Origin of the sequence: Thermoproteus sp. CP80 (assembly GCF_002077075.2) — an archaeon.
Lineage (GTDB): Archaea > Thermoproteota > Thermoprotei > Thermoproteales > Thermoproteaceae > Thermoproteus.
This window is the reverse complement of sequence record NZ_LCWM02000030.1, coordinates 1-19235: the sequence shown is the minus strand read 5'-3', so window position 1 is coordinate 19235 and position 19235 is coordinate 1. Positions and strand designations below refer to the sequence as shown.

At 67.8% G+C, this 19235-nt stretch carries 21 protein-coding genes and 1 pseudogene; 8 read left to right on the top strand and 14 right to left on the bottom strand.

Annotation, left to right across the window (positions count from 1 at the left end; genetic code table 11):
- Both B7L68_RS08690 and B7L68_RS06775 read left to right on the top strand, forming a co-directional pair.
- Window positions 1-527, top strand: a pseudogene (locus B7L68_RS08690) (ABC transporter permease); the annotation flags it as partial.
- Between the two features lie 81 nt (window positions 528-608).
- Window positions 609-1736 carry an MFS transporter gene (locus tag B7L68_RS06775; RefSeq protein ID WP_081246924.1) on the top strand — a complete coding sequence of 376 codons (1128 nt, stop codon included), beginning with the start codon at window positions 609-611 and terminating at the stop codon, window positions 1734-1736.
- A 36-nt stretch (window positions 1737-1772) separates the two neighbouring features.
- On the opposite strand, the gene B7L68_RS06770 is transcribed toward B7L68_RS06775, so the two are convergent.
- From B7L68_RS06770 to B7L68_RS06755, 4 genes are all read right to left on the bottom strand, one after another.
- A complete protein-coding gene (locus B7L68_RS06770) occupies window positions 1773-2627 on the bottom strand; it encodes an NAD(P)-dependent oxidoreductase (protein ID WP_081246923.1) in 855 nt (284 codons plus the stop codon).
- Between the two features lie 136 nt (window positions 2628-2763).
- Window positions 2764-3534 carry a hypothetical protein gene (locus tag B7L68_RS06765; protein WP_143615313.1) on the bottom strand — a complete coding sequence of 257 codons (771 nt, stop codon included), beginning with the start codon at window positions 3532-3534 and terminating at the stop codon, window positions 2764-2766.
- Window positions 3531-4277 carry an ATP-binding cassette domain-containing protein gene (locus tag B7L68_RS06760; protein WP_081246921.1) on the bottom strand — a complete coding sequence of 249 codons (747 nt, stop codon included), beginning with the start codon at window positions 4275-4277 and terminating at the stop codon, window positions 3531-3533. Before B7L68_RS06760 ends, B7L68_RS06765 begins: the two co-directional genes overlap by 4 nt.
- Before the next feature lie 23 nt (window positions 4278-4300).
- Window positions 4301-4837 carry a hypothetical protein gene (locus tag B7L68_RS06755; RefSeq protein ID WP_081246920.1) on the bottom strand — a complete coding sequence of 179 codons (537 nt, stop codon included), beginning with the start codon at window positions 4835-4837 and terminating at the stop codon, window positions 4301-4303.
- Between the two features lie 63 nt (window positions 4838-4900).
- On the opposite strand from B7L68_RS06755, the gene B7L68_RS06750 reads away from it, so the two are divergent.
- Entirely contained in the window at window positions 4901-5512 is a 612-nt protein-coding gene (locus tag B7L68_RS06750; protein WP_081246919.1) for a thymidine kinase, read from the top strand.
- Here the strand turns inward: B7L68_RS06750 and B7L68_RS06745 are convergent.
- The 3 genes from B7L68_RS06745 to B7L68_RS06735 form a co-directional block, all read right to left on the bottom strand.
- Window positions 5509-6468, bottom strand: a complete 960-nt coding sequence (locus B7L68_RS06745; protein ID WP_081246918.1) for an aldo/keto reductase — start codon at window positions 6466-6468, stop codon at window positions 5509-5511. The two genes, B7L68_RS06750 and B7L68_RS06745, sit on opposite strands and share 4 nt — an antisense overlap.
- Window positions 6469-6484: 16 nt before the next feature.
- Window positions 6485-8176: a ferrous iron transporter B gene (locus B7L68_RS06740; protein WP_081246917.1), complete on the bottom strand. Its 1692-nt coding sequence runs from the start codon at window positions 8174-8176 to the stop codon at window positions 6485-6487.
- Between the two features lie 78 nt (window positions 8177-8254).
- Window positions 8255-9547, bottom strand: a complete 1293-nt coding sequence (locus B7L68_RS06735) for an MFS transporter (RefSeq protein WP_081246916.1) — start codon at window positions 9545-9547, stop codon at window positions 8255-8257.
- A 110-nt stretch (window positions 9548-9657) separates the two neighbouring features.
- On the opposite strand from B7L68_RS06735, the gene B7L68_RS06730 reads away from it, so the two are divergent.
- The 4 genes from B7L68_RS06730 (at window position 9658) to B7L68_RS06715 (ending at window position 13581) form a co-directional block, all read left to right on the top strand.
- Entirely contained in the window at window positions 9658-9996 is a 339-nt protein-coding gene (locus B7L68_RS06730; protein ID WP_081246915.1) for a MazG nucleotide pyrophosphohydrolase domain-containing protein, read from the top strand.
- Between the two features lie 57 nt (window positions 9997-10053).
- A complete protein-coding gene (locus B7L68_RS06725) occupies window positions 10054-11262 on the top strand; it encodes a CaiB/BaiF CoA-transferase family protein (RefSeq protein ID WP_081246914.1) in 1209 nt (402 codons plus the stop codon).
- The gene (locus B7L68_RS06720; RefSeq protein ID WP_081246913.1) at window positions 11250-11978 is read left to right on the top strand and encodes an enoyl-CoA hydratase/isomerase family protein; all 729 of its coding nucleotides are present in this window, start codon (window positions 11250-11252) and stop codon (window positions 11976-11978) included. Before B7L68_RS06725 ends, B7L68_RS06720 begins: the two co-directional genes overlap by 13 nt.
- 100 nt (window positions 11979-12078) lie before the next feature.
- On the top strand, window positions 12079-13581 hold the full coding sequence (locus B7L68_RS06715; protein WP_081246912.1) for a 7-cyano-7-deazaguanine synthase: 1503 nt from the start codon (window positions 12079-12081) through the stop codon (window positions 13579-13581).
- Here the strand turns inward: B7L68_RS06715 and rnhA are convergent.
- From rnhA to B7L68_RS06680, 7 genes are all read right to left on the bottom strand, one after another.
- A complete protein-coding gene (rnhA, locus tag B7L68_RS06710; RefSeq protein ID WP_081246911.1) occupies window positions 13578-14159 on the bottom strand; it encodes a ribonuclease HI in 582 nt (193 codons plus the stop codon). The genes B7L68_RS06715 and rnhA overlap by 4 nt on opposite strands.
- 39 nt (window positions 14160-14198) lie before the next feature.
- Window positions 14199-15098 (bottom strand): transcription factor IIB, encoded by a 900-nt coding sequence (locus B7L68_RS06705; RefSeq protein ID WP_081246910.1) that lies wholly within the window; start codon window positions 15096-15098, stop codon window positions 14199-14201.
- The gene (locus B7L68_RS06700; protein ID WP_238136364.1) at window positions 15095-15535 is read right to left on the bottom strand and encodes a hypothetical protein; all 441 of its coding nucleotides are present in this window, start codon (window positions 15533-15535) and stop codon (window positions 15095-15097) included. Before B7L68_RS06700 ends, B7L68_RS06705 begins: the two co-directional genes overlap by 4 nt.
- Window positions 15536-15717: 182 nt before the next feature.
- Window positions 15718-16017 (bottom strand): hypothetical protein, encoded by a 300-nt coding sequence (locus B7L68_RS06695; protein WP_081246909.1) that lies wholly within the window; start codon window positions 16015-16017, stop codon window positions 15718-15720.
- The gene (locus B7L68_RS06690) at window positions 16014-17066 is read right to left on the bottom strand and encodes an SPFH domain-containing protein (protein ID WP_081246908.1); all 1053 of its coding nucleotides are present in this window, start codon (window positions 17064-17066) and stop codon (window positions 16014-16016) included. The genes B7L68_RS06695 and B7L68_RS06690 overlap by 4 nt, the downstream gene beginning before the upstream one ends.
- A 2-nt stretch (window positions 17067-17068) precedes the next feature.
- Window positions 17069-17692, bottom strand: a complete 624-nt coding sequence (locus B7L68_RS06685) for a hypothetical protein (protein ID WP_193432482.1) — start codon at window positions 17690-17692, stop codon at window positions 17069-17071.
- A 39-nt stretch (window positions 17693-17731) separates the two neighbouring features.
- Window positions 17732-18634: a homoserine kinase gene (locus B7L68_RS06680; protein WP_081246907.1), complete on the bottom strand. Its 903-nt coding sequence runs from the start codon at window positions 18632-18634 to the stop codon at window positions 17732-17734.
- 86 nt (window positions 18635-18720) lie between these two features.
- On the opposite strand from B7L68_RS06680, the gene B7L68_RS06675 reads away from it, so the two are divergent.
- On the top strand, window positions 18721-19080 hold the full coding sequence (locus B7L68_RS06675; protein ID WP_081246906.1) for a DUF488 domain-containing protein: 360 nt from the start codon (window positions 18721-18723) through the stop codon (window positions 19078-19080).
- The last annotated feature ends 155 nt before the right edge of the window (window positions 19081-19235 follow it).

The window sequence follows — 19235 nt, the reverse complement described above, 5'->3', positions numbered from 1 at the left end:
TTATGGGGGAGCGCCTCTGGCTGAGCCTGTCCGGCGATGCGGATCTGTACTTCAAGTACAGGATGCTGGCGCGCTCGGCCCTAGCCGCCGTGTTCGCCTCCCCGCTTGCCGCCGAGGCCGCGGCGCTCGCCCCCCTCTTTCCGCCCGCGCTCTATCTGATGCCGGCCCTCGCCTCGATCCCCCTGGTCATCCCGGCGGCGAGCTGGCTGGCGGCCGCCTACTCGGGCCTGCCGCAGATGAGGGAGCTAAACCTTCCGCAGAGCCCCCCTAGGATGTCCCTCAGGTCGTATCTGGCCCCTGTGTTGATGATGGCCTACTACCTGTTCGCCTTCTCCCCCTACTACATGGCCGTGGCCGCGTTCTACATCGGCGCCCTCTCGCGCCTGCTGTATGCGGCGGCTCTGGCGTGGTCCGCCGCGTCCCTGGCGCTCTCGGCCCTCTTCTTCTACGCGACCACGCTGTCGCGCTGGAGGCGGGCCGTCTGGAGCTGGCTGGTCAACAGGCTGTTGGAAAACGGCTACGTCTAGGCGCCGCGGGGTCTCGACGCCGGCCCGGATGCGCCGAGGGCGTCGGGGTGATGCTGAAAAAGGGCCTGGCCCGTCGGGTATATGGGCTTGAGGAGAGCCGCCGTGGTGGCCCTGGCCTCGGCCTCCTTCTTCATGAGCTACTTCTCCCGCCTGGCCTGGAGCATAGCCTCCGCCTACTCCGACCTGAGGCCCACGTTGTACCAAGACGGAGTGGTCTTCGCGTTGTTCTTCGCGGGGTACGTGGCCGTCCAGATACCGGCGGGCCTCCTCTCGGACAGAGCGGGCCCGGCGCACATCGCCGCGGCCGCCCTGTTGGGACTCGCCGGGGCCTCCGCCCTCTCCGGCGCGGCCCCCGACATGCAGGTGGAATACGCGGCGAGTCTGGCCATGGGCCTCTCGGCGGGCTGGATCTACCCCGCCACGGTCAAGCTCCTCAGCTCCGAGTTCGGCGGAGGGGAGCTGCCGGTGGCCATGGGCTACTACAGCCTCGCCTGGCCCCTCTCGGTGGTGGTCTCGGGCCTAGCTCTGCCCGCGGTCAGCGCCTCGTTGGGGTGGAGGTGGGACTACTACATGATTGCGGCGGCCTCCGCCGCCCTCGCGCTCGCCTATCTGCCGATCCGCCGGCCCGCCGAGGGCGCCTCCGCGGGGCGTCCGAGGGCCTGGAGGGCCTCCTTCGGCGGAGGCGTGGCGGTGGCCAGCGCGGCGGGCTTCATGTTCTTCGCGGCGTATTGGATCGTCGCGCTCTACGCCTACAGATATTTCCTCTCCATAGGGCTCAACGGATACTACGCAGGCCTCGCCTACTCCGCGACCGCCCTCCTCGGCGTTCCGGCGACGGTTGTGGCCGGCTATATCATAAGGAGGATCGGCGTCAAGAGGACCCTCGTGGCCTTCGAGGGGATATACGGCGCGCTCGTGATGGCGCTCGCCGCGGGCCCGGCCGCCGTGTTCCCCGACGCGGCGGCCATGGGCTTCGTGAGGTTCGTCATAACTCCGGCGAACTCCACCGCTGTGTCGAAAATCGGCGGGAGGTCCGCCGGCACCGCGGCCGGCGTGGCCAACTTGTTCTGGCAGCTCAGCGGGGCCGTGTCGCCGCCGATGGCCTCGGCCGTGGTCGCGGCCCTCGGCTTCAAGGCCCTCTGGATATTCGCGGGGGCTCTGTCGGTCGCCTCCGCCGCAGTATATCAAGCGCTTCTCGACGTGGAGTAGCGCGCCGAGCGGACCCCCAGGGGTTGGGCGCGCGCCTCAGTAGGACTTGCCAAGGGCATGTATGCCGAGCTCGCCGAGCCCCTTCTCCACCATCCTCTTGTAGAGCTCCAGCGCCAGCGCCGACGCGGGGAGGGACAGCCCCTTCCTGTTGGCTATCTCCATGGCGTAGGCCAGGTCCTTCTTCAGATGGGCCGCCTTGAAGCCCGGGGACAGGTCGCCCTTCAGGAGCTTGGGGAGATACAGCTCTATGGAGCCCGACCTGGCCGCCCCGACCGTGAGGAGCCTCGCCACCTTCTCCACGTCCAGCCCCAGAGCCTCGGCGAGCCTAAGCCCCTCGACCATGGCGATCGTGTTGAGGGAGATCACCACCTGGTTCACGAGCTTCATGGCCTGCCCGTAGCCCACGGGGCCTGCGTATATCACCTCCTTGGCGAAGGCCTTGAAGACCGGCAGAAGCCTCTGGAAGAGGTCCTCCCTGCCCCCCACCATGACCGTGAGGGTCCCCTCCTCGGCGCCCCTCTGGCCGCCCGTCACCGGCGCGTCGAGGAACTCGATGCCGCGCTCCGCCAGCCTCTCGGCGAATTTCCGCGCCCAGTCGGGCGAGTTGGTGGACATGTCGACGACCACAAGCCCCGGCCTCGCGCCCTCGACGACGCCCCCGGCCCCGAAGAGGACCTGCTCCACGTCGGGCGCGTCGGACACCATCTCGATGACCACGTCGACCCTCCTCGCCAGGTCGGCGGGGGACTCGGCCACGTGGACGCCCATCTTCCCGAAGGGCTCCGCCTTGGACCTGGTCCTGTTGTACACGGCGGCCAGGAGCCCGGCCCTGTGCAGATGCCGCGCCATGGGCCCTCCCATTATGCCCAGACCTATGAACCCGACCTTCATGGGCTGTGGCCGGAGACCTCAATAAATATCTTCAGCTGAGGGAGGCGGCCCGCGGGCGCTCCAGCCGGCGGGATCGGACAGCGCGTGCCGCCTTGCTGGAGGCCCGCGGCGGGCTGGACGCGGCAGGCCCGAGCGGCTACTCGGCCTGCGACACCAGCTTCTCCCTGTTGGCGACCCGCGGCGTGGCGACGGCCAGAACTGCGCTGAGGGCGAGGGCCGCGGAGGACAGCGCGACGGCGACCGCGACGGCGCCGCCGAGGTCCAGACCGCCGAAGAACGGCAGCATGGAGAACAGCAACGCCACGCCGGGCGCGAGCGATATGGTGTAGGCCACGTTTTTGGTGGCCCCCACGCCGGTCGCCATCTTGAACAGCTCGGGCTTGGTCAGGCCGATGAAGACTATCAACACGGCCCCGGAGACCACGGAGGCCAGCATGGCGAGGGCCGCGGCGGGCATCACGGGCATTGCGGCGGGCGCCTCGAGGGCGACCACTGCGCCTATGGCCGCCAGGGCCGCGAGGTAGAGCGCCGCCGCAGCGCTCAGGGAGGCGGCCAGCAGGCCTCGGGCTATCTGGGCCAGCTCGACGCCGTTGCCGAGCAACATCTCGTATACTCCGTTCCTTATGTCGGCCTGTATGGAGCCGCCGGCCACCATGGCGGCGGTGGCGGACGCGCCTATGCTGGAGGCCAGCGAGAGCGTGAGGACCACGACGGCCACGGCCCTCTCGTAGGCGAGCTGGGGCGACATGCCCGGCGGGATCCCGCGTATGTTCTCGGGCCGGATCAACGGTATCAAGAAAGCCGCCGACAGGGCTATGATCACCGCGAGCGCTCCGTTGACGGCCAGGTTGGCTCCGTAGTAGGAGCGCCCTGACCTCCAGACCCTGCGCAGGAAGGGCCGCATCATCGCATCAGCTCCTCGACGGCCGTGCTCCTCACCTCCTCGACTGAGTAGCCCAGGGACCTCAGCTCCTCGACCTTCTCCTCCGGCCTGTCCGTCTCGACTGTGACGACCTCGCCGCCCTTCCTGGCCCTTATGGCGACGCGCCCCTTGAGCCCCGAGGGCGGCCCGCTGTAGGCGAGGCGCCCGCCTCTGAGCGCCAGCAGCCAGCCGGCCGCCGCCTCGACCGCGGAGGGGTCGTGCGTCGTGAAGATCACATATTCGCCCAGCCTCCTCAGCTCGCCCAGCACCGCGCCGCGGTACTGCACGTCCAGGCCCTCCAGGGGCTCGTCGAGGAGGTAGACCCTCCGCCTCAGGGCCAGCACGACGGCCAGCTCGGCCCTCCTAGCCTGGCCTCTGCTGAGCTCGCCGACCTTTCTGCCCATGAGCTCCTTGAGGTCCAGCAGATCCACGGCGTAGTCCCGCCGCTCTGCCCCGAGGACCTCCCAGTAGAACTCCAGCTCGTCGCCGACCCTGGCGTTCGGGTCGAGGCCGCCGTGAGGCAGATAGGCCACGTCGCGGGGGCCGAGCGGCCTCCCGTCCACCTCCACGCGCCTCCTGGCCGGGATAGCCCCGGCGACGGCCCTCAGCAGAGTGGTCTTGCCCGACCCGTTGGGCCCCACGAGGGCGGTGACGCCGGGCGGAACCGAGGCCGACACCTCCACCACGGTCCTCCCCCTGTACCCCGCCGAGACGTCGAGCGCGAGCATGGGCGGTCGGCGCCCTAACCTCCTCAGCGCCTGGCGTAAACCTCGGCGTATCTGTAGATCTGCTCCACGTCGGCCTTGAGCCTGGCCAGGTTGTCGTCCAGCTCCCTTATCTTGGGCTTTATCTCCTCCTCCCAGACCCTCAAGGCCCTCGGCGGGGCCCTTCTGGCGAGCTGCGCCGACCTGACGGCCGCCGCTATCTCCAGAGGCCTCAGCTCCCACGGAAGCCTCTCCGCCTCGAGGCGTCTGGCGTGGACGAACCTCTCCCCCATCTCGACCGCCTGGAGGTGGTGGGCGAAGAGGTGGAGGAGGGAGGGGAGGGTGGATCTGTAGTTTATCCTCACCACGCCTGGCTCGTAGACCCCCGCGATCCCCCTACAGGGCCCGTCCGCCTGCCCCCCGCATTCGTCCAGAGGCACCGCGACAGCGGCCACCTTGGGCTTCGGCACCCCGAGCTGCTCCGAGATGGCCTCCAGAATCCCCTCTGCGCTGTTGGCTATATCCTCCAGGGGCTTGAGGACCAGCTGGTCCAGAGCCCTCAGGGCCCTCCCCAACGGGTCCATATATCCTCGATATTCCCGGACATAAATCATTGAAGCCCCTATAAAGGCCCGGCCCGACGACTAGTGTTGGTCGCCATCGTCGGCCCCATGTTCGCGGGGAAGACCACGGAGCTCATCAGGAGGGTCGAGAGGCAGATAATAGCGGGGAGGTCGGCCGCCATCTTCAAGCCCTCCATAGACTCCCGCTACGACGCCCTGTCGGTGGCGGCGCACAACGGGCTGAGGCTCAGGGCGGTCGCCGTGCCTCCCGACGAGTCCGGCGTGAGGGAGATAGCGGAGGAGGGGGCTAAGTACGACGTGGTGGCCGTCGACGAGGTCCAGTTCTTCCCGCCCTCCCTCGCCGAGGCCCTCGACGGGCTGGCTGACGACAGGCTGGTCATAGCGGCCGGGCTCAACCTGGACTACAGAGGGGAGCCCTTCGAGACGACCATGCGCGTGGCCGCGTACGCCGACAAGGTGGTGTCGCTGACGGCCGTCTGCAAGATCTGCGGAAGGCCGGCGACGAGGACCCAGCGGCTGATCGGCGGCAGGCCCGCCCCCGCGGACGGCCCCAGGATACTCGTCGGAGGCGGCGAGACCTACGAGGCCAGGTGCAGAAGGCACCACGTGGTGCCTGGCCTGCGCGAGGGGGCGGGCGCGCCGCGCCGGATCGGCGGACGCCGCGCGGTCGGCTAGCGCCGGCCCTCCCCGGCCCGCCGAGGGGCGCCCGACAGCTCCGCTCCGTGCCTCGCCCAGAGCTCCTCCAGGGCCTTCATGTGGTGCTCCGGCAGCGGCTTCCCGTCGCTGGCCTCGGCGTACTCCTCCAGCTCCTGGACCGTGGTGGCCGTCACGAGGACGGAGGTCACCGGGAACGAGAGGACGAACTTCAGCGCGTACTGCCCCAAGGTCAGCCCCAGCTCCCTGGCGAGAGGCGCCACCTCCCTCTCGACGATCTCCCTGGCCCTCCTCAGCCACCCGACGTCCCTGAGGGATCTGTGGTCGGTCGGCGGGAACGAGGGCCTGAACCTATCGGTCAGCACCTCGCTGGCGTGGGGGACCCGCGCCAGGAGCATCCTCCCCCGCCCCTCCTCCGCCAAGGTCCTGCCGGGCTCCTGCTCCAATATGTTGAAGACGAACATAATGGAGTCGTAGCCGGCCCTCAGGGCGGCCCGCCCCTCCTCCAGGACCTGCACCTCGGGGCCGAGGGCGGCGCCGACGTATCTGGCCCAGGCCCCCCTCAGCCTCAGGAAATGGGCCGCGGCCCTCTCCAGATCCTCCCTAGGCGGGTTGTGGAGCTGGATCAGGTCGGGCCTCCTGCCGAGCCTCTCGGCCGACTTCCTCAGGGCGAACTCGATGTACTCCGCGTCGTAGCGGCGCGGCGGCTTCGCGGGGTTGGAGTAGAAGTCGTACCCCACCTTGGTGGCTAGATACACGCCCTCCCTCCCGGCCAGGAGCCGCCCCAGGAGCTCCTCGGACTTCCCCCGCCCGTACACGTCGGCCGTGTCGAAGAAGTTTACGCCGAGGTCTATCGCCCTCTCCACGAGCCTTCTGGCGTCCTCCCCGTGGGCCCCGCCGTACATGTCGCTCCCTATGGTCCAAGCCCCGAAGCCTATCTCCGAAAGCTCCACGTCGCCGTACCTCCTGTACCTCACGCACCTCCCGAATCTCCTAAATAAGTAAGGCGCCTGCGGCGAAGTATACGGCGTAGGCGGCCGCCGTGGCTGTCGCCAGCTGTACCGCCAGGGAGAGCGCCGTCAGCCTCCAGCCGACCTGTCCGGCCATGGAGGCGACCGTGGCGATGCAGGCGGAGTATACGGCCGTGAATACGAGGAGGGCCAAAGCCGCCGGGACCGACAGGCCCGAGAGGAGCGGGACTGCGCCCAGGGCCTCCATGAAGCCCCAGACCACCTCCTTGAATATATAGCCGGCTATAAGCGACGTCGAGACCTGCCAGGGCACGCCCAGAGGCGCGAGCAAGGCGCCGAAGGCCCTCCCCGCCTCGGCGAGCCAGCTCCCCGACGCGTCCGCGACGAAGCCCGACGGGCCGAAGTGCGTGAGCGGCCACAGCGCCGCCGGGAAGAGCGCTATGAGGAGACCCGCCTTGGCCAGAAAGCTCTTGAAATCGAACCAGACCTTCAGCGCGTATATCCTCGCGTTGGGCAACATGAGCGGCGTCGGCGGGAGGCCCTCCACAGCGGGGACCGCCTTGAGGAGCCTCCTGTAGGCAGAGGCCGCGGCGAACACGACGGCGGCTGAGACCGCGTAGGGGATGAACACGGCCAGCGGAATCAGGTAGGGCCTCGACGAGAACGCGACGGCCGCGATGGCGACGAATAGGGACAGCCTGGCGGAGCACGGCACGTAGGGCACCAGCAGGGCCGTCATGAGCCTGTTCCCCCTGCCCCACATCACGCGCACGGTCGAGAGCGCCGGCACGTTGCACGCCGAGGCCACCATGAGGCACAGAAGGCCTCTCCCGGGCACGCCGAGCGAGACCAGGCGCGACTCCAGGGACCGGCCCAGCGCCCCTATGACGCCCGACTCCTCGTACAGAACGACTATCGACACCGCGATCAAGATGTAGGGCAGAAACTCGACCAGCGCCGATACGCCCAGCCACAGCCCGTCCGCGAGGAAGGACGAGAGGACCGGCGGAAGGCCGGCGGAGGCTATGGCGTCCGCCACGGCGTCGAGCGCGGGGTCCAGATAGGCCAGGAGGCCCGGCCACGGGCCCGCCCCCTCGAGCGCGGCGAACATTGCGAGGACGGACGCGACGGAGAGGGCGAGGAGGGCGGCAAGGGCCAGCGGAGGCCGCGAGAAGACGGCGCCGGCCAGCCTCGCGGCGGGCCTCACGGGTATATCCACGGCCTTGACCGGCGTGGGCCCGTCGGGGGACCAGCCCTCCAGGAACCGGGCCAGCTCGGACAGGCCGGCACGCCTAGCGGCGGACGTGTAGAAGACGGGCACGCCCATCTCGGCCGAGAGCTCCTCGGCGGAGAGCTGGGGCGCCCCCAGGTCCACCATGTTCAAGACGAAGGCCACGGGCCGCCTGCGCCCTATATATTCGACGAGCGCCAGCGCCTCCTTGAGCGCGTGCGGCGCGCCGACGACCACCACCCCGTCGTAGTCGCCCTCAAGGGCCTCCCTCAAGGCCAGCACCTCGTCCTCGTCCTTGGGGCTGTACGGATTGAAGACGCCGGGCAGATCCACTATCTCCACCTTCCCCCGCAACACGCCCGAGTTGACCTCCAGAGTCTTGCCCGGGTAGTTAGCGGTCTTGACGTAACGGCCTGTGAGGGCGTAGAACAGGGTGGATTTGCCCACGTTTGGGGGGCCCAAGAGGGCTATCCTCCTGGCCACGCCGTATTAACATTGTTACTATAAAAATCTTAACTATCGGATTTACTATCGAAAGAAATTTTTACACAGTAAACACTTCTACGGCCTAGCCGCCCCAGCGCCCCGGCCGCCCAACAGGTCGCGGGCCATTATCAGCAGGATGCTTGCGGCCATGGCCGAGCCGGCCAGGAAGGCGAGGCCCGCGAGGCTGGACCCAGCTTTCGTGTTGATGTAGCCGACTATGTAGGGGCCGGCGAAGCCGCCGAGATTGCCCACAGAGTTTATAAGGCCGATGGCGACCGCCCTGGCCACGCCGGCGAGCCTGCGCTGCGGTATGGGCCAGAAGGGCGGGTAGAAGCCGTAGATGCCGGCGGCGGCCAGCAGAAGCGCCAGGAAGGCCGCGACGGCTTGGGAGGCCAGCGGCGCGGCCAGAAGGAGGCCGACGGCCCCGAGGAACACCGGAACCGCCGAGTGCAGAAACCTCTCGCCGCTTCTGTCGGACGACCTCCCGATAAGTATCATCGCGGCCAGCGCCACCGAGTAGATCACCGCGTTGAGGACCCCCACGACGACCGAGCTGCCGCCCGTCAGCGCCTTGAGGATCTGGGGCGACCAGAAGGTGATGCCGTAGAGGCCCGTGGTCGCCAGGAAGTATATGGCCGCCAGCAGCCACGCCTCGGGTATCTTCAGCCCCGTGAGCCAGGAGGAGACCCTCTCCGGCGGGTGGGACTCCCGCTCCTTCCTCAGCTCGTCCTCCAGCCACCTACTCTCGTCCTCGGAGAGCCACCGGGCCTCCCTAGGCCAGTCGGGGAGCAGGAACAGCACGGCGATCCCCCACAGCACGGCCGGCACGCCCTCCAGTATCAAGACCCACCGCCAGCCCTCGAGGCCCAGCCAGTTGACGGTCAGGAGCAGCCCCGATATGGGCGAGAGTATTATGTTGGCCACCGCTATGGCGCTCATGAAGAGGCCTACCGCCCGGCTCCTCTCGTCCTCCAGAAACCAGTGGGTCAGATAGACTATTATGCCCGGGAAGAAGCTGGCCTCGGCCAGGCCCAGCGCGAACCTGGCGGCGTAGAGCTGCCACCTGTCTTGGACCAAGCCGGTGAGCGACGCCATCAGCCCCCAGCTTATGAGTATTCTGGCGATCCACTTCCTGGCGCTGAACCTCTCGACTATGTACGTGCCGGGTATTTCCAGTATGAAGTAGCCGATGAAGAAGATCCCGGCCGCGAGGCCCAGATCGGCGTCGGTGAGGCCCAAGGACTGCTTCATCCCGAGGCTCGCTATGCCCAAATTAACTCTGTCGATGAAGGCGAGGAGATACGCTATCCATATAATCGGGATAATATATCTCCACTTCTTGGAAAGTATCTCTGTAGGTTCTACCATTAGAACATGGAATAGTGAGGTTATTATATTTTTCACCGTCCTTATTGTAAACAGGCGGTGAGCGGCCGTGTTTATCCGCGGGGCTTATAGATGCCGGGCCCGTCCCTGCCGTGGACCTCGCGAGGCTCGTTGAGATACAGGTGGAGTTCTCGCGGCGGAAGTTCCCGCTGTTTTGGGAGGTGAGGGACGGCCGCGATCTGGCGTTGAGGCTGGAGTACCTCACCAACGCGCTGGCGGGGGAGGTCGGCGAGGCGGCGAATCTGGTCAAGAAGGTCGTGAGGAGCTCCGTCTACGGCCACGGCGACGTCAAGCTGGAGGATCTGAGGAAGGAGATAGAGGAGGAGCTGACGGACGTCTTCATCTACCTCCTGACGGCGGCGGGCCTCCTCGGCATGGATCTGGAGAAGGCCTACTTCGAGAAGCTAGCGAAGAACGAGAGGAGGTTCTGAACGTCGAAGGGGCCAAGCCTCCCGGGTCTCCTTAAAAACGAACCTGGCGGATATGCCATGGCCGGCTTCAAGCCCCTTGCGGGGATAAGGGTCGTCGACATGACGTCGGCCATGGCGGGGCCCTTCGCCACGATGCTCCTGGCCGATCTGGGGGCCGAGGTGGTCAAGGTGGAGCCGCCCGAGGGGGACCAGTCGAGGGACTGGGGGCCTCCGTTCTACGGCGAGAAGTACAGCAGCTATTTCGCCAGCATCAACAGGGGGAAGAAGTCGGTGGTGGTGAACCTCAAGAGCGAGGGGGGCAGGCGGGTCCTGTATAGGCTGGTGGAGAGGGCGGACGTCTTTCTGGAGAGCTTCAGGCCGGGCACCGCGGCGAAGCTCGGCGTCGACTACGCAGCTCTCCGCGGGGTCAACCCGCGGCTTATCTACTGCTCCATATCGGGGTTCGGCCAGTACGGCCGATATAGGGACAGGCCGGGCTACGACCTCATAGCGCTGGCCATGAGCGGCTTGATGGACCTCACGGGGGAGCCCGAGGGGCCGCCCGTCAAGTTCGCGGTCCCCATCGCCGATATAGTGACGGGCATGTTCTGCGCCGTGGCCGTCCTGGCGGCGCTCAGATCTAGGGATAGAGGCGGCGGAGGGGCCTATATAGACATGGCCCTCCTCGACAGCGCCCTGGCCATATCGACGCACCAGTCGGCCGCCTATCTGGCCAGCGGGAGGGTGCCGCGGAGGCTCGGCAGCGCCCACTCCAGCATAGCGCCCTACCAGGCCTTCAGGGCGGGCGACGGGAGGTACTTCATAGTGGCCGTCGGCACGGAGAAGCTGTGGAGGGACTTCTGCAGGGCTATAGGCAGGGAGGACCTCGCCGACGATCCCCGGTTCTCCGCCAACGACAGGAGGGCCGTGAACAGAGAGGCGCTGGCGGCTGAGCTGGAGAGGACCTTCTCCCAGAGGCCGGCGCAACACTGGGTGGACGTCCTCCTCGGCGCGGGCATACCCGCCGCCCCCATATACAACATGGCCGAGGCCCTCGGCGACGGGAACACTAGGGAGAGGGGCATGTTGCTGGAGCTGTCGACGCCTCTGGGCCCGGTCAGAGTCGTCGGGAGCCCCATCAAGGTGGACGGGGAGCCCGTCGACGCCTTGGATCCGCCTCCGCTCCTCGGCCAGCATACGGTCGAGGTGCTCAGGGAGCTCGGGTATTCCGACGAGGAGATAGAAAAGTTAATAGGCGAGGGCGCGGTGGGGGTATGGCGGCGGTGAAGGAGAGGGTGGGCGACGTCCTGGTGGTCAGGCTCAACAGGCCGGAGCGGCGGAACGCCTTCAATCTGGACATGGCGCGGCGGGTCCTGGAGGCGCTGGACGAGGGGTGCTCGGCCGGCGGCGTCGTCGTCACGGGGTCCGGCGGCTACTTCTCGTCAGGGCTCGACCTCGTCGAGATATACGGGCTGCGGACCCCCGAGGGCTCCCTCGAGTTCTTCAGGACGGTGAACCAGGTCTCCAGGAGGATCGCCGAATGCCCGAGGCCCGTGGTGGCGTTCGTGAACGGCCCGGCGATCGGCTACGGCGTCGAGATGCTCTACTTCGTGGACTACGCGGTGGCCGTGAAGTCGGCCTACTTCTCCCTCCCCGGCATAAGGTACGGCCTCATGACGGCGACGCCCGTCGTGGCGCCGCTGGTGCTGGGGCTCAGGTCCAGATCCTTCCTCGACTGGGAGTTCAAGCTCTCGGCGGAGGAGGCGCTGGAGTGGGGCCTCGTCCAGAGGCTCGCCGACGGCGAGAGGGAGGGCATGGAGCTGGCGCTGGGCGCCGCCAGGAAGATAGGCGAGGTGCCCAACTTCAAGGCCATAAAGCGGCACTCCAAGGGGTTCTTGAGGCTGGTGGAGAAGGAGTGGGAGGACTTCGAGAGGTCCGTCGCGGAGGCCGCGCTGAGCCGCGAGGTGAAGTCCAGAATAGAGCTCTTCCTCAAGCGGAGGTGACGCCGCCGCGGGGCCGGCGGCTCCGCCCGCAGTCGGCTCCAGGCCCGGGCCGCCCGCGCCCCTGAGGCGATCAAATTTATTATGGCTGCCTAGAGGCGGCGTGTGCTCCATAGGCGGAGTCCTGATATTCGGGGAGCTGGACGAGGAGAGGGCAGCCGCGGTGGAGGCCAGGCTTAGGTCCATAGCCGAGGCCGCCGCGGAGAGGGGCAGGGACAGCTTCGGCGTCGTCGTCCTGAGCAGGTCGGGACTATATAGGTGGTATAAGGACAGGAGGCCCGCCCCCGAGGCCCTGAGGGACATGCCCAGGCTGATCGACGAGGGGTCCGCGGCCGCCATTTTCAACAACAGGGCTGAGCCCACGACGGAGCACGTGTCCGAGAAGACGCCCGACGACATACAGCCCATGTTGGGGGAGAGGATCGCGGTGACCCACAACGGCACCATAGCCAACGACCTCGAGCTGGAGAGGAGGTACGGCCTGAGGCGGAGGTCTAGGATAGACACGGCCGTGCTTCCGCCGCTGCTGGAGAAGATCTGGGACGGGTCTCTGGAGGGGCTCAGGCGCATCTTGAGGGACGAGGTGGTGGGGAGCTTCGCGCTGGCCGTCCTAGACTCGGCGAGGCCGGGCAGGCTGTGGCTGGCGGCGAACTTCCGCCCTCTGTACTACATGTGGGACAGGCAGCTCAACGCCCTGTTTTTCGCCAGCTCTGACGCGTATCTCCAGGGCGACGTCGCGCCTTGGGACGGCAACTACGTCGGGAGGCTCGAGCCCTACACGGTCGTCGAGATAGGCGCGGATAGGACCTGGAGGTCGGCCAGCCTGTGGAGGGCCGACTCGGAGCCGGGCAGACGCAGGAGGGCCCTCGTGGTGGCGAGCGGCGGCCTCGACTCCACGACCGCGGCGGCCGCCCTGCTGAGGCAGGGGTACGAGGTGGCCCTCCTCCACTTCAACTACCGCCACGTCGCCGAGGACCCGGAGAGGAGGGCGGTGAGGGAGATATCCAAGGCGCTGGGGATCCCCCTGATAGAGGTCGACATGGACTTCTTCAAGCTGGCCGGCCGGTCGCCCCTTCTGGGGGAGGGCGAGATAAACAGGGTGGACATGGGGAGGGAGGGGGCCGAGTTCGCCCACGAGTGGGTCCCCGCCAGGAACTTCGTCTTCATAGCGCTGGCGGTGGCGCTTGCAGAGGCCTGGGGCTACGACTACGTCGCCCTCGGCGTGAACATGGAGGAGGCCGGCGCCTATCCAGACAACGAGATGGAGCTCGTGCGCCTGCTCAACAAGGCGCTGCCCTACGCCACAGGCCCCCAGAGGAGGGTCCAGCTACTCATGCCGGTGGGCCATCTGGTGAAGCACGAGATAGTGAGGCTGGGCCTCGAGGCCGGCGCCCCGTTGCACCTCACGTGGAGCTGCTACGACAAGGGCCCGAAGCACTGCGGCCGCTGCGGCCCGTGCTACATGCGCCGCCTCGCCTTCAAGATAAACGGCGTGAGGGACCCCGTGGAGTACGACCTGCCGCCCGAGGCGGAGGAGGAGTTCTGGCGCGGGACGAGGCCCTACGTCTGGCGCCCCCCGCGCCCTGAGCCGAAGGGGAGCGCCTAGCCCTCCGCCAGCTCCCTGAGCTCCTCCAGCCTGTATTTTCTGAGCAGCTCGGCCAGGATCTTGGCGGCCTCCTCGGGCCTCAGCCCCTCCGCCTCGGCCGCCCTCCTCACCTCGCCGATGAGCGTCTGGATCCACCCGTCGCCGCCTCCGTATCCGTACTGCGCCGCGTGGGCCTCGTAGGCTATCTGCGAAAGCCCGTCGGCCTCCTTGTTCTCCTCCCGCGGCACCCACCCTATGCTCCACTTGGCGAAGGAGGCGAGGAGGGCCTCGACCTCGTCCTTCAGCGCCATGAGCCTCAGGGAGTTGACCGCCCACTCGCCCCTCATCTGCCTCACCACGAGCTGGCTGTCGCCCCTTATGTCCACCTCGCCGCATCCCAGCTCCTTCGCCTTCCTGAGGGCCTCGCGGAGGGCCGTGTACTCCGCCACGTTGTTCGTGCAGCCCTCGCCGTGGCAGGCGACGCCGTAGCCCCTCGCGAGCCTCCTCCCGCCCTCGCCGTATATCACGTAGCCGTAGGTCCCCAGCCCCCCCGGGTTCACCGGCTCGCAGGCGCCGTCGAAATAGACGAGGCACTTCACGGGGAAGGGCCGGCGCGGGTTTTTAGCCTTATCGCCGGCCTAGACGAGCTCCACGTCCCTATCGGCCCTATATATCGCCCTCCGCTCCACCGCAAACGCCAGCAGCCTGACGGCGCCAACGAGGCCAGCGACCCCGCCTCCGGCCACCCCCGCGGCGGCGGCCAGATCGAGAAGGCGCGGATTGCCGTGGATCCCCGCGGAGGCGGCCGGGCTGAAGGCCGCCCCGATCAGGCCCAGGAACGCCGCGCCCAGGACTATGGAGACGGCGGCCGCGGCTGAGGCGCTCCGGCCTGCCCGCGAGACGGGATACTCCATATACGTCACGTCGCCCTCGGCGGCGTCGACCACGGCCTCGTATTCCCTCCCGCCGTAGGCGTAGCGGAGCCGCCAGAAGGGGTAGTACACAAGCCCCTCGAACGACGACATGTCGCTTATGGGCTTCTTGAAGACGGCGGCGTAGTTCCTGGCCTCCCTCTCGTACCTCCCCGAGACGGCGGCCCACGCGGCCTCGGGGTCCAGCTGGGGGCCGTGGAAGACCGCGGTCCTCTCCAGGCTCGGCTTGAAGGGAATCCTCCACCTGGCGGGAAATCTGTAGTCCTTGGGTATATAGAACGGCGGCTTCTCCACCGCGGGCGCCGTGGCGTAGGTCGCCAGCTCCTTAAGCGGCTCGAAGTAGACGTAGTAGAGATACAGCGGGATGTAGTGGAGCTCCGCCGACGTCAAGGACGCCGACGAGTCCAGATCCGAGGGCGAGGCCCAAGGCCTCAGCGAGAGGGCCCTCCTGAACGCCGCCGTCTTGTCGAGCGTGGGCTTGAATATATACACCTTCTCGTAGGTCTGGCCCTGCCTGAGGGCCGTGCCGCAGTAGGGGCAGACCGAGTACTGGAGCCCCTCGGGCGCATCGTACTCGGCCCCGCAGTAGGGACAGCGGACCTTCATCTGACCGACCTGACCTTGGCTATGTTCCTGGCTGCGAGGTACCCGAGGGCGCCCCCCAGACCCACCAAGCCGGCCCCCACGGCCCAGTTGCTGAGGAACATCGCGCCGCCGAGGCCCCCCATGAGCCCGGCCGCGAGGACGGCAGCCGCGGCGTAGCCGATCCTCTGCTCCATGAAGACGGGCCTCGCCGCCGCCAGCAAGGCCCCGTCCCAGCCGGCCAGGGCGAACGAGTAGAACGACCCCTCGTAGATGTACGGCGCAACCCAGACCGGGAGGTACGTCACGGGGGTTGAGTCCACCCTCTCCACCTCGTAGTCCACGGTCCTGTCTAGGATGGTCGCGCTGGCGGCCGGATGGCCCACCGCGTCGGCCGCCCTGCGCTTGGCGTCCCTGTCCACCTCCTTGAGGAGCTCGTCGACGGCCTCCCTCAGCGCCACCGCGATGGCTCTCGACTTGCCGAACTCGGGGGTCGCCGAGATCCTCCTTCGGGATGTCGCCCGCCACGAAGTTCGCCTTGCCGCAGTAGCTACAGACGACCACGACCGAGTCGGGCGTCACGTCCAGAGGCGCCCCGCAGTAGGAACATCTGAACTGCGAGGTCTGGGGGCCCGCCTCCACGTCAGCGCCGGCCACGGCCCGCCGCCAGGGCGAACAGACCCACCAGCAGGAGCGCGACGCCGAGGACCAGCAGCGGCGACGCCGCGCCCCCCATCGCCAGCGCCATGCCCGCCAGCGCCGTCATCCCTCCCCAGAGCGACGCCCGTCTGTCTCCAAGCGCCATGTAGAGCAGGCCGAAGGCTATCAGGGGAATCCCCGCCGCCAGATACGCCGTCAGGGGCACAAGCCCGAGCGACGCCGCCACCAGGTACGCCCCCTCGGCCGTCACGGCGGCGGCAACGGCGTATTCCTGCGCCCTCATGGCAGAGGGGATCCGCAGTTCATGCAGAACTTGGCCGTCGGCGGATTCTTGAAGCCGCACTTGGGGCATATCTTCTCCTGCGGCAACTGGGCGCCGCAGTTCATGCAGAACTTAGCCCCAGGCGGGTTCACGAAGCCGCACCTCGGGCAGACCACGCCCTGTTGCTGCTGCGCCAGCTGGCCCGAGACGATGGTGGATGGCGGCTGTCCGGAGGGGCCCGGCGGCTGTCCTCCCCCTCCGCCGACGCCCGCGCCGCCTCCGGCCGCCGCGCCTCCCTGCTGGGGCGAGAAGAGCGGCGGTATTATGGCCAGGCCGGCCCCCACGGCGGCGCCCGGGCTCTTCCCGAGCTCGGCCGCGGCCTTCTCGACCGCCTCCATGCGGAGATAGTCGGCCGCGTTGACGCCGGCGGCCCTTATGTAGAACAGCCTGTCGCGCCATATGGGGTCCGTCACGTCGAGGCCCTCGAACCTGAGGTCTATGATCTCCAGGCCCAGCCTCTTGAAGTAGGGGTCGAGCGCGTTCTTCAGGACGAACGAGGCCTGCTCCAGGGACTGGTATATGGTGAAGATGGACTGCTTCGAGAGCTCCGCCATGAGGGACTCGTTGAAATAGCCCCTGAGGAACTGCTGGAGGTCCTCGGTGGTGTAGACGCCCTGTCCGCCCACCACCTGCGTCACGAAGAGCGTGGGGTCGGCGACGCGGAACCAGGCGGAGCCGTAGAACTGTATCGGGGCCAGCTCGGCCGTCTGCCCCCTGCCGCCGAAAGGCAACTTGTACTGCTTAAGCGAGACGTATATGACCGCGGCGACGAACGGCGACTTCTCGAAGCCGGCCACGCGGCTCAGCGCGGCCGTGAGGAGGGGCAGGTTCATCGTGGTGATGGTGTGGCGGCCCGCGCGGAACACGTCGTAGGCCTTCCCGTCCCTGAAGAAGACCGCCGCCTGCCACTCCTCCACCACCAGCTGGGCGCCCCACTCGATCCTGTCGACGGGGTACCGCCAGATTATCTCGTCCTCCTTGGGGTTGACCCACTGTATGACCTGCGGCATGGCTACCTACCGCCGAACAGCCTCCTCAGGAGGCCCCGCCCCTGCTCCTGGCCCTGCCCAGGCCCCTCCTGCTGCTCCGCCTGTATTATGCCCATCTGCCGGCCCGCGGCCTCCGCCTGCTGCCTGGAGTAGCCCGCTATGAAGTTGGACCGCTCGTCGATGGCCGAGTCCAGCTGGGAGAGGGCGGCGGAGAGGGCTTGGAGCTTCTGGGTCCAGGCGTCCGAGCCCGGCGGCGCCGCCGAGATCTCGTCCACCAGCTTGGCCACCTCCCCCGCCTTCTCGACCAGCGCGAGGTCCATCCTGTAGATCTCGTCGAGGGCCGCCTCGTCTACCTTGACGAGGTCGTAGAAGCCGGAGTAGCCCTCCGGCGCCTTGTCAATCCTCTGGACCACCCTGTCGAACAGGGCCTTCGTGGAGTCCCAGAGATACCTCGCGTCGGGATTCGCCGCGACGGCCCGCGCCGCGGTCGGCGTCAGCGCCATCTTGGCCTTGGCCGAGGACAGCACGGACGAGACGTGGCGCCTCACCAAGGCGTCCGACTCCCTCCTCAGCTCCTTCTGCTTATAGCCGGCGTATCCCGGTATATAGGAGGCTATCCTCTCCACTATGTTTGCCGTCAAACTCATGCCGGTTCTAGCCCCCCTAAATAAATTTTCGGCCGCCGCTCAGGCCGGGCCCAGGGCGCCCTCAGCTATCGAGGCCACCTTGGCCTCGGCCTTTATCCCCTCCTCGGCGTACGCCCTCAGCACCGCGTCTCTGACCGCGTCGGAGCTCCCCTCGTCGACCAGGGCCACGATGGAGGGGCCCGCCCCGGAGAGGGCGACGGCGAGCGCGCCAGCCTCCAGGGCGTACCTCCTCGCCCTGCGGTAGCCGGGCACCAGCGGGGCCCTCGCCGCCTCGACAACCTCGTCCTCCATGCCCCTGGCCACGAGCCTCGGGTCCGACCTGGCGAGCCCCGCCACGAGGGCGGCGACCCTCGACATCTGCCTGACGTACGTCGGGAACTCGACCACCTTGGGGAGGACCTCGCGCATGGCCTTGGTCTTGTTGGGCATCGGCGGCACCTCGGGGACGCCCACCACCAGGGTCAGCCGCGGGGAGAACCTCACCACGTCGAGGGGGGAGAGGGAAGTTATCACCACGGCCCCTCCCAGCGCGGCCCCCGCCGCGTTGTCGAAGTGGGGGCTTCCGGCGGCCGCCGCCTCCCCGTGGCCGGCCGCCTCGATCAAGATCCTCGGGTCGACCTCCAGGCCGGCCTCCCTAACGAACGCCGAGAGGGCCGCCACGGCCGAGGCCCCGCTGCTGCCGAGCCCCCTGGCTACGGGTATTCCGTTGACCACCTCGACCTCGACGCCCCTGCAGATACCGAGGGCGGCGAAGAGCTTGCCGAAGGCCCTCACCACAGTGTTGTCGGGGCCGGGGTCGAAGCCCTTGAACCTCGCGGCGACGCCGCATCCGGACCCCACAGAGACGTAGGCCTCAGCGAAGTAGGCGTCGTGGGCTACCGCCACCACGTCGAAGCCCGAGCCCAGATTGGCGCTGGTGGAGGGGGCCCTCCCTATATACATCGGAGGGAAGGAATAGAGGATATATATAGTTGGCGGATCCGCCTCCGGCCGCCGGAATCGATTTATCTAGGCGATGTGGGGCCTTCATGATCAAGGCCAAGAGGGTCTACGACCCTCCGGAGCCGGGGGACGGCGTGCGGGTCCTGGTCGACAGGCTGTGGCCCAGGGGCGTGAGGAGGGAGGCGGTCGACGTATGGATGAGGGAGGTGGCGCCGAGCGACGAGCTGAGGCGGTGGTTCTCCCACGACCCCGCCAGGTGGGAGGAGTTCAAGGCCAGGTACTGGCGCGAGCTGGACGTAAACCCCAAGGTGGAGGAGCTGTTGGAGCTGGCGAGGCGGGGCGACGTGACGCTGCTATATGCGGCCAGAAGCCCCCACAACAACGCCGAGGCGCTCAGGGAGTACCTCGAGCGCAGGCTGGCCGAACGGCGGGGCGGACCTCCGTAGCGGCCCCGGCCGGCCGCGCAGGGCGGAGAGCATATATATGTCCCCGCGGCGGTATCAACGTGTCGCTGGCCGATGAGGTTAGGCGCATCTTGTTGGAGCATCCCGAGATATTAGTGGAGGCCCTCACGGCCCAAGCGCTCTACGAGGCGTTGGCC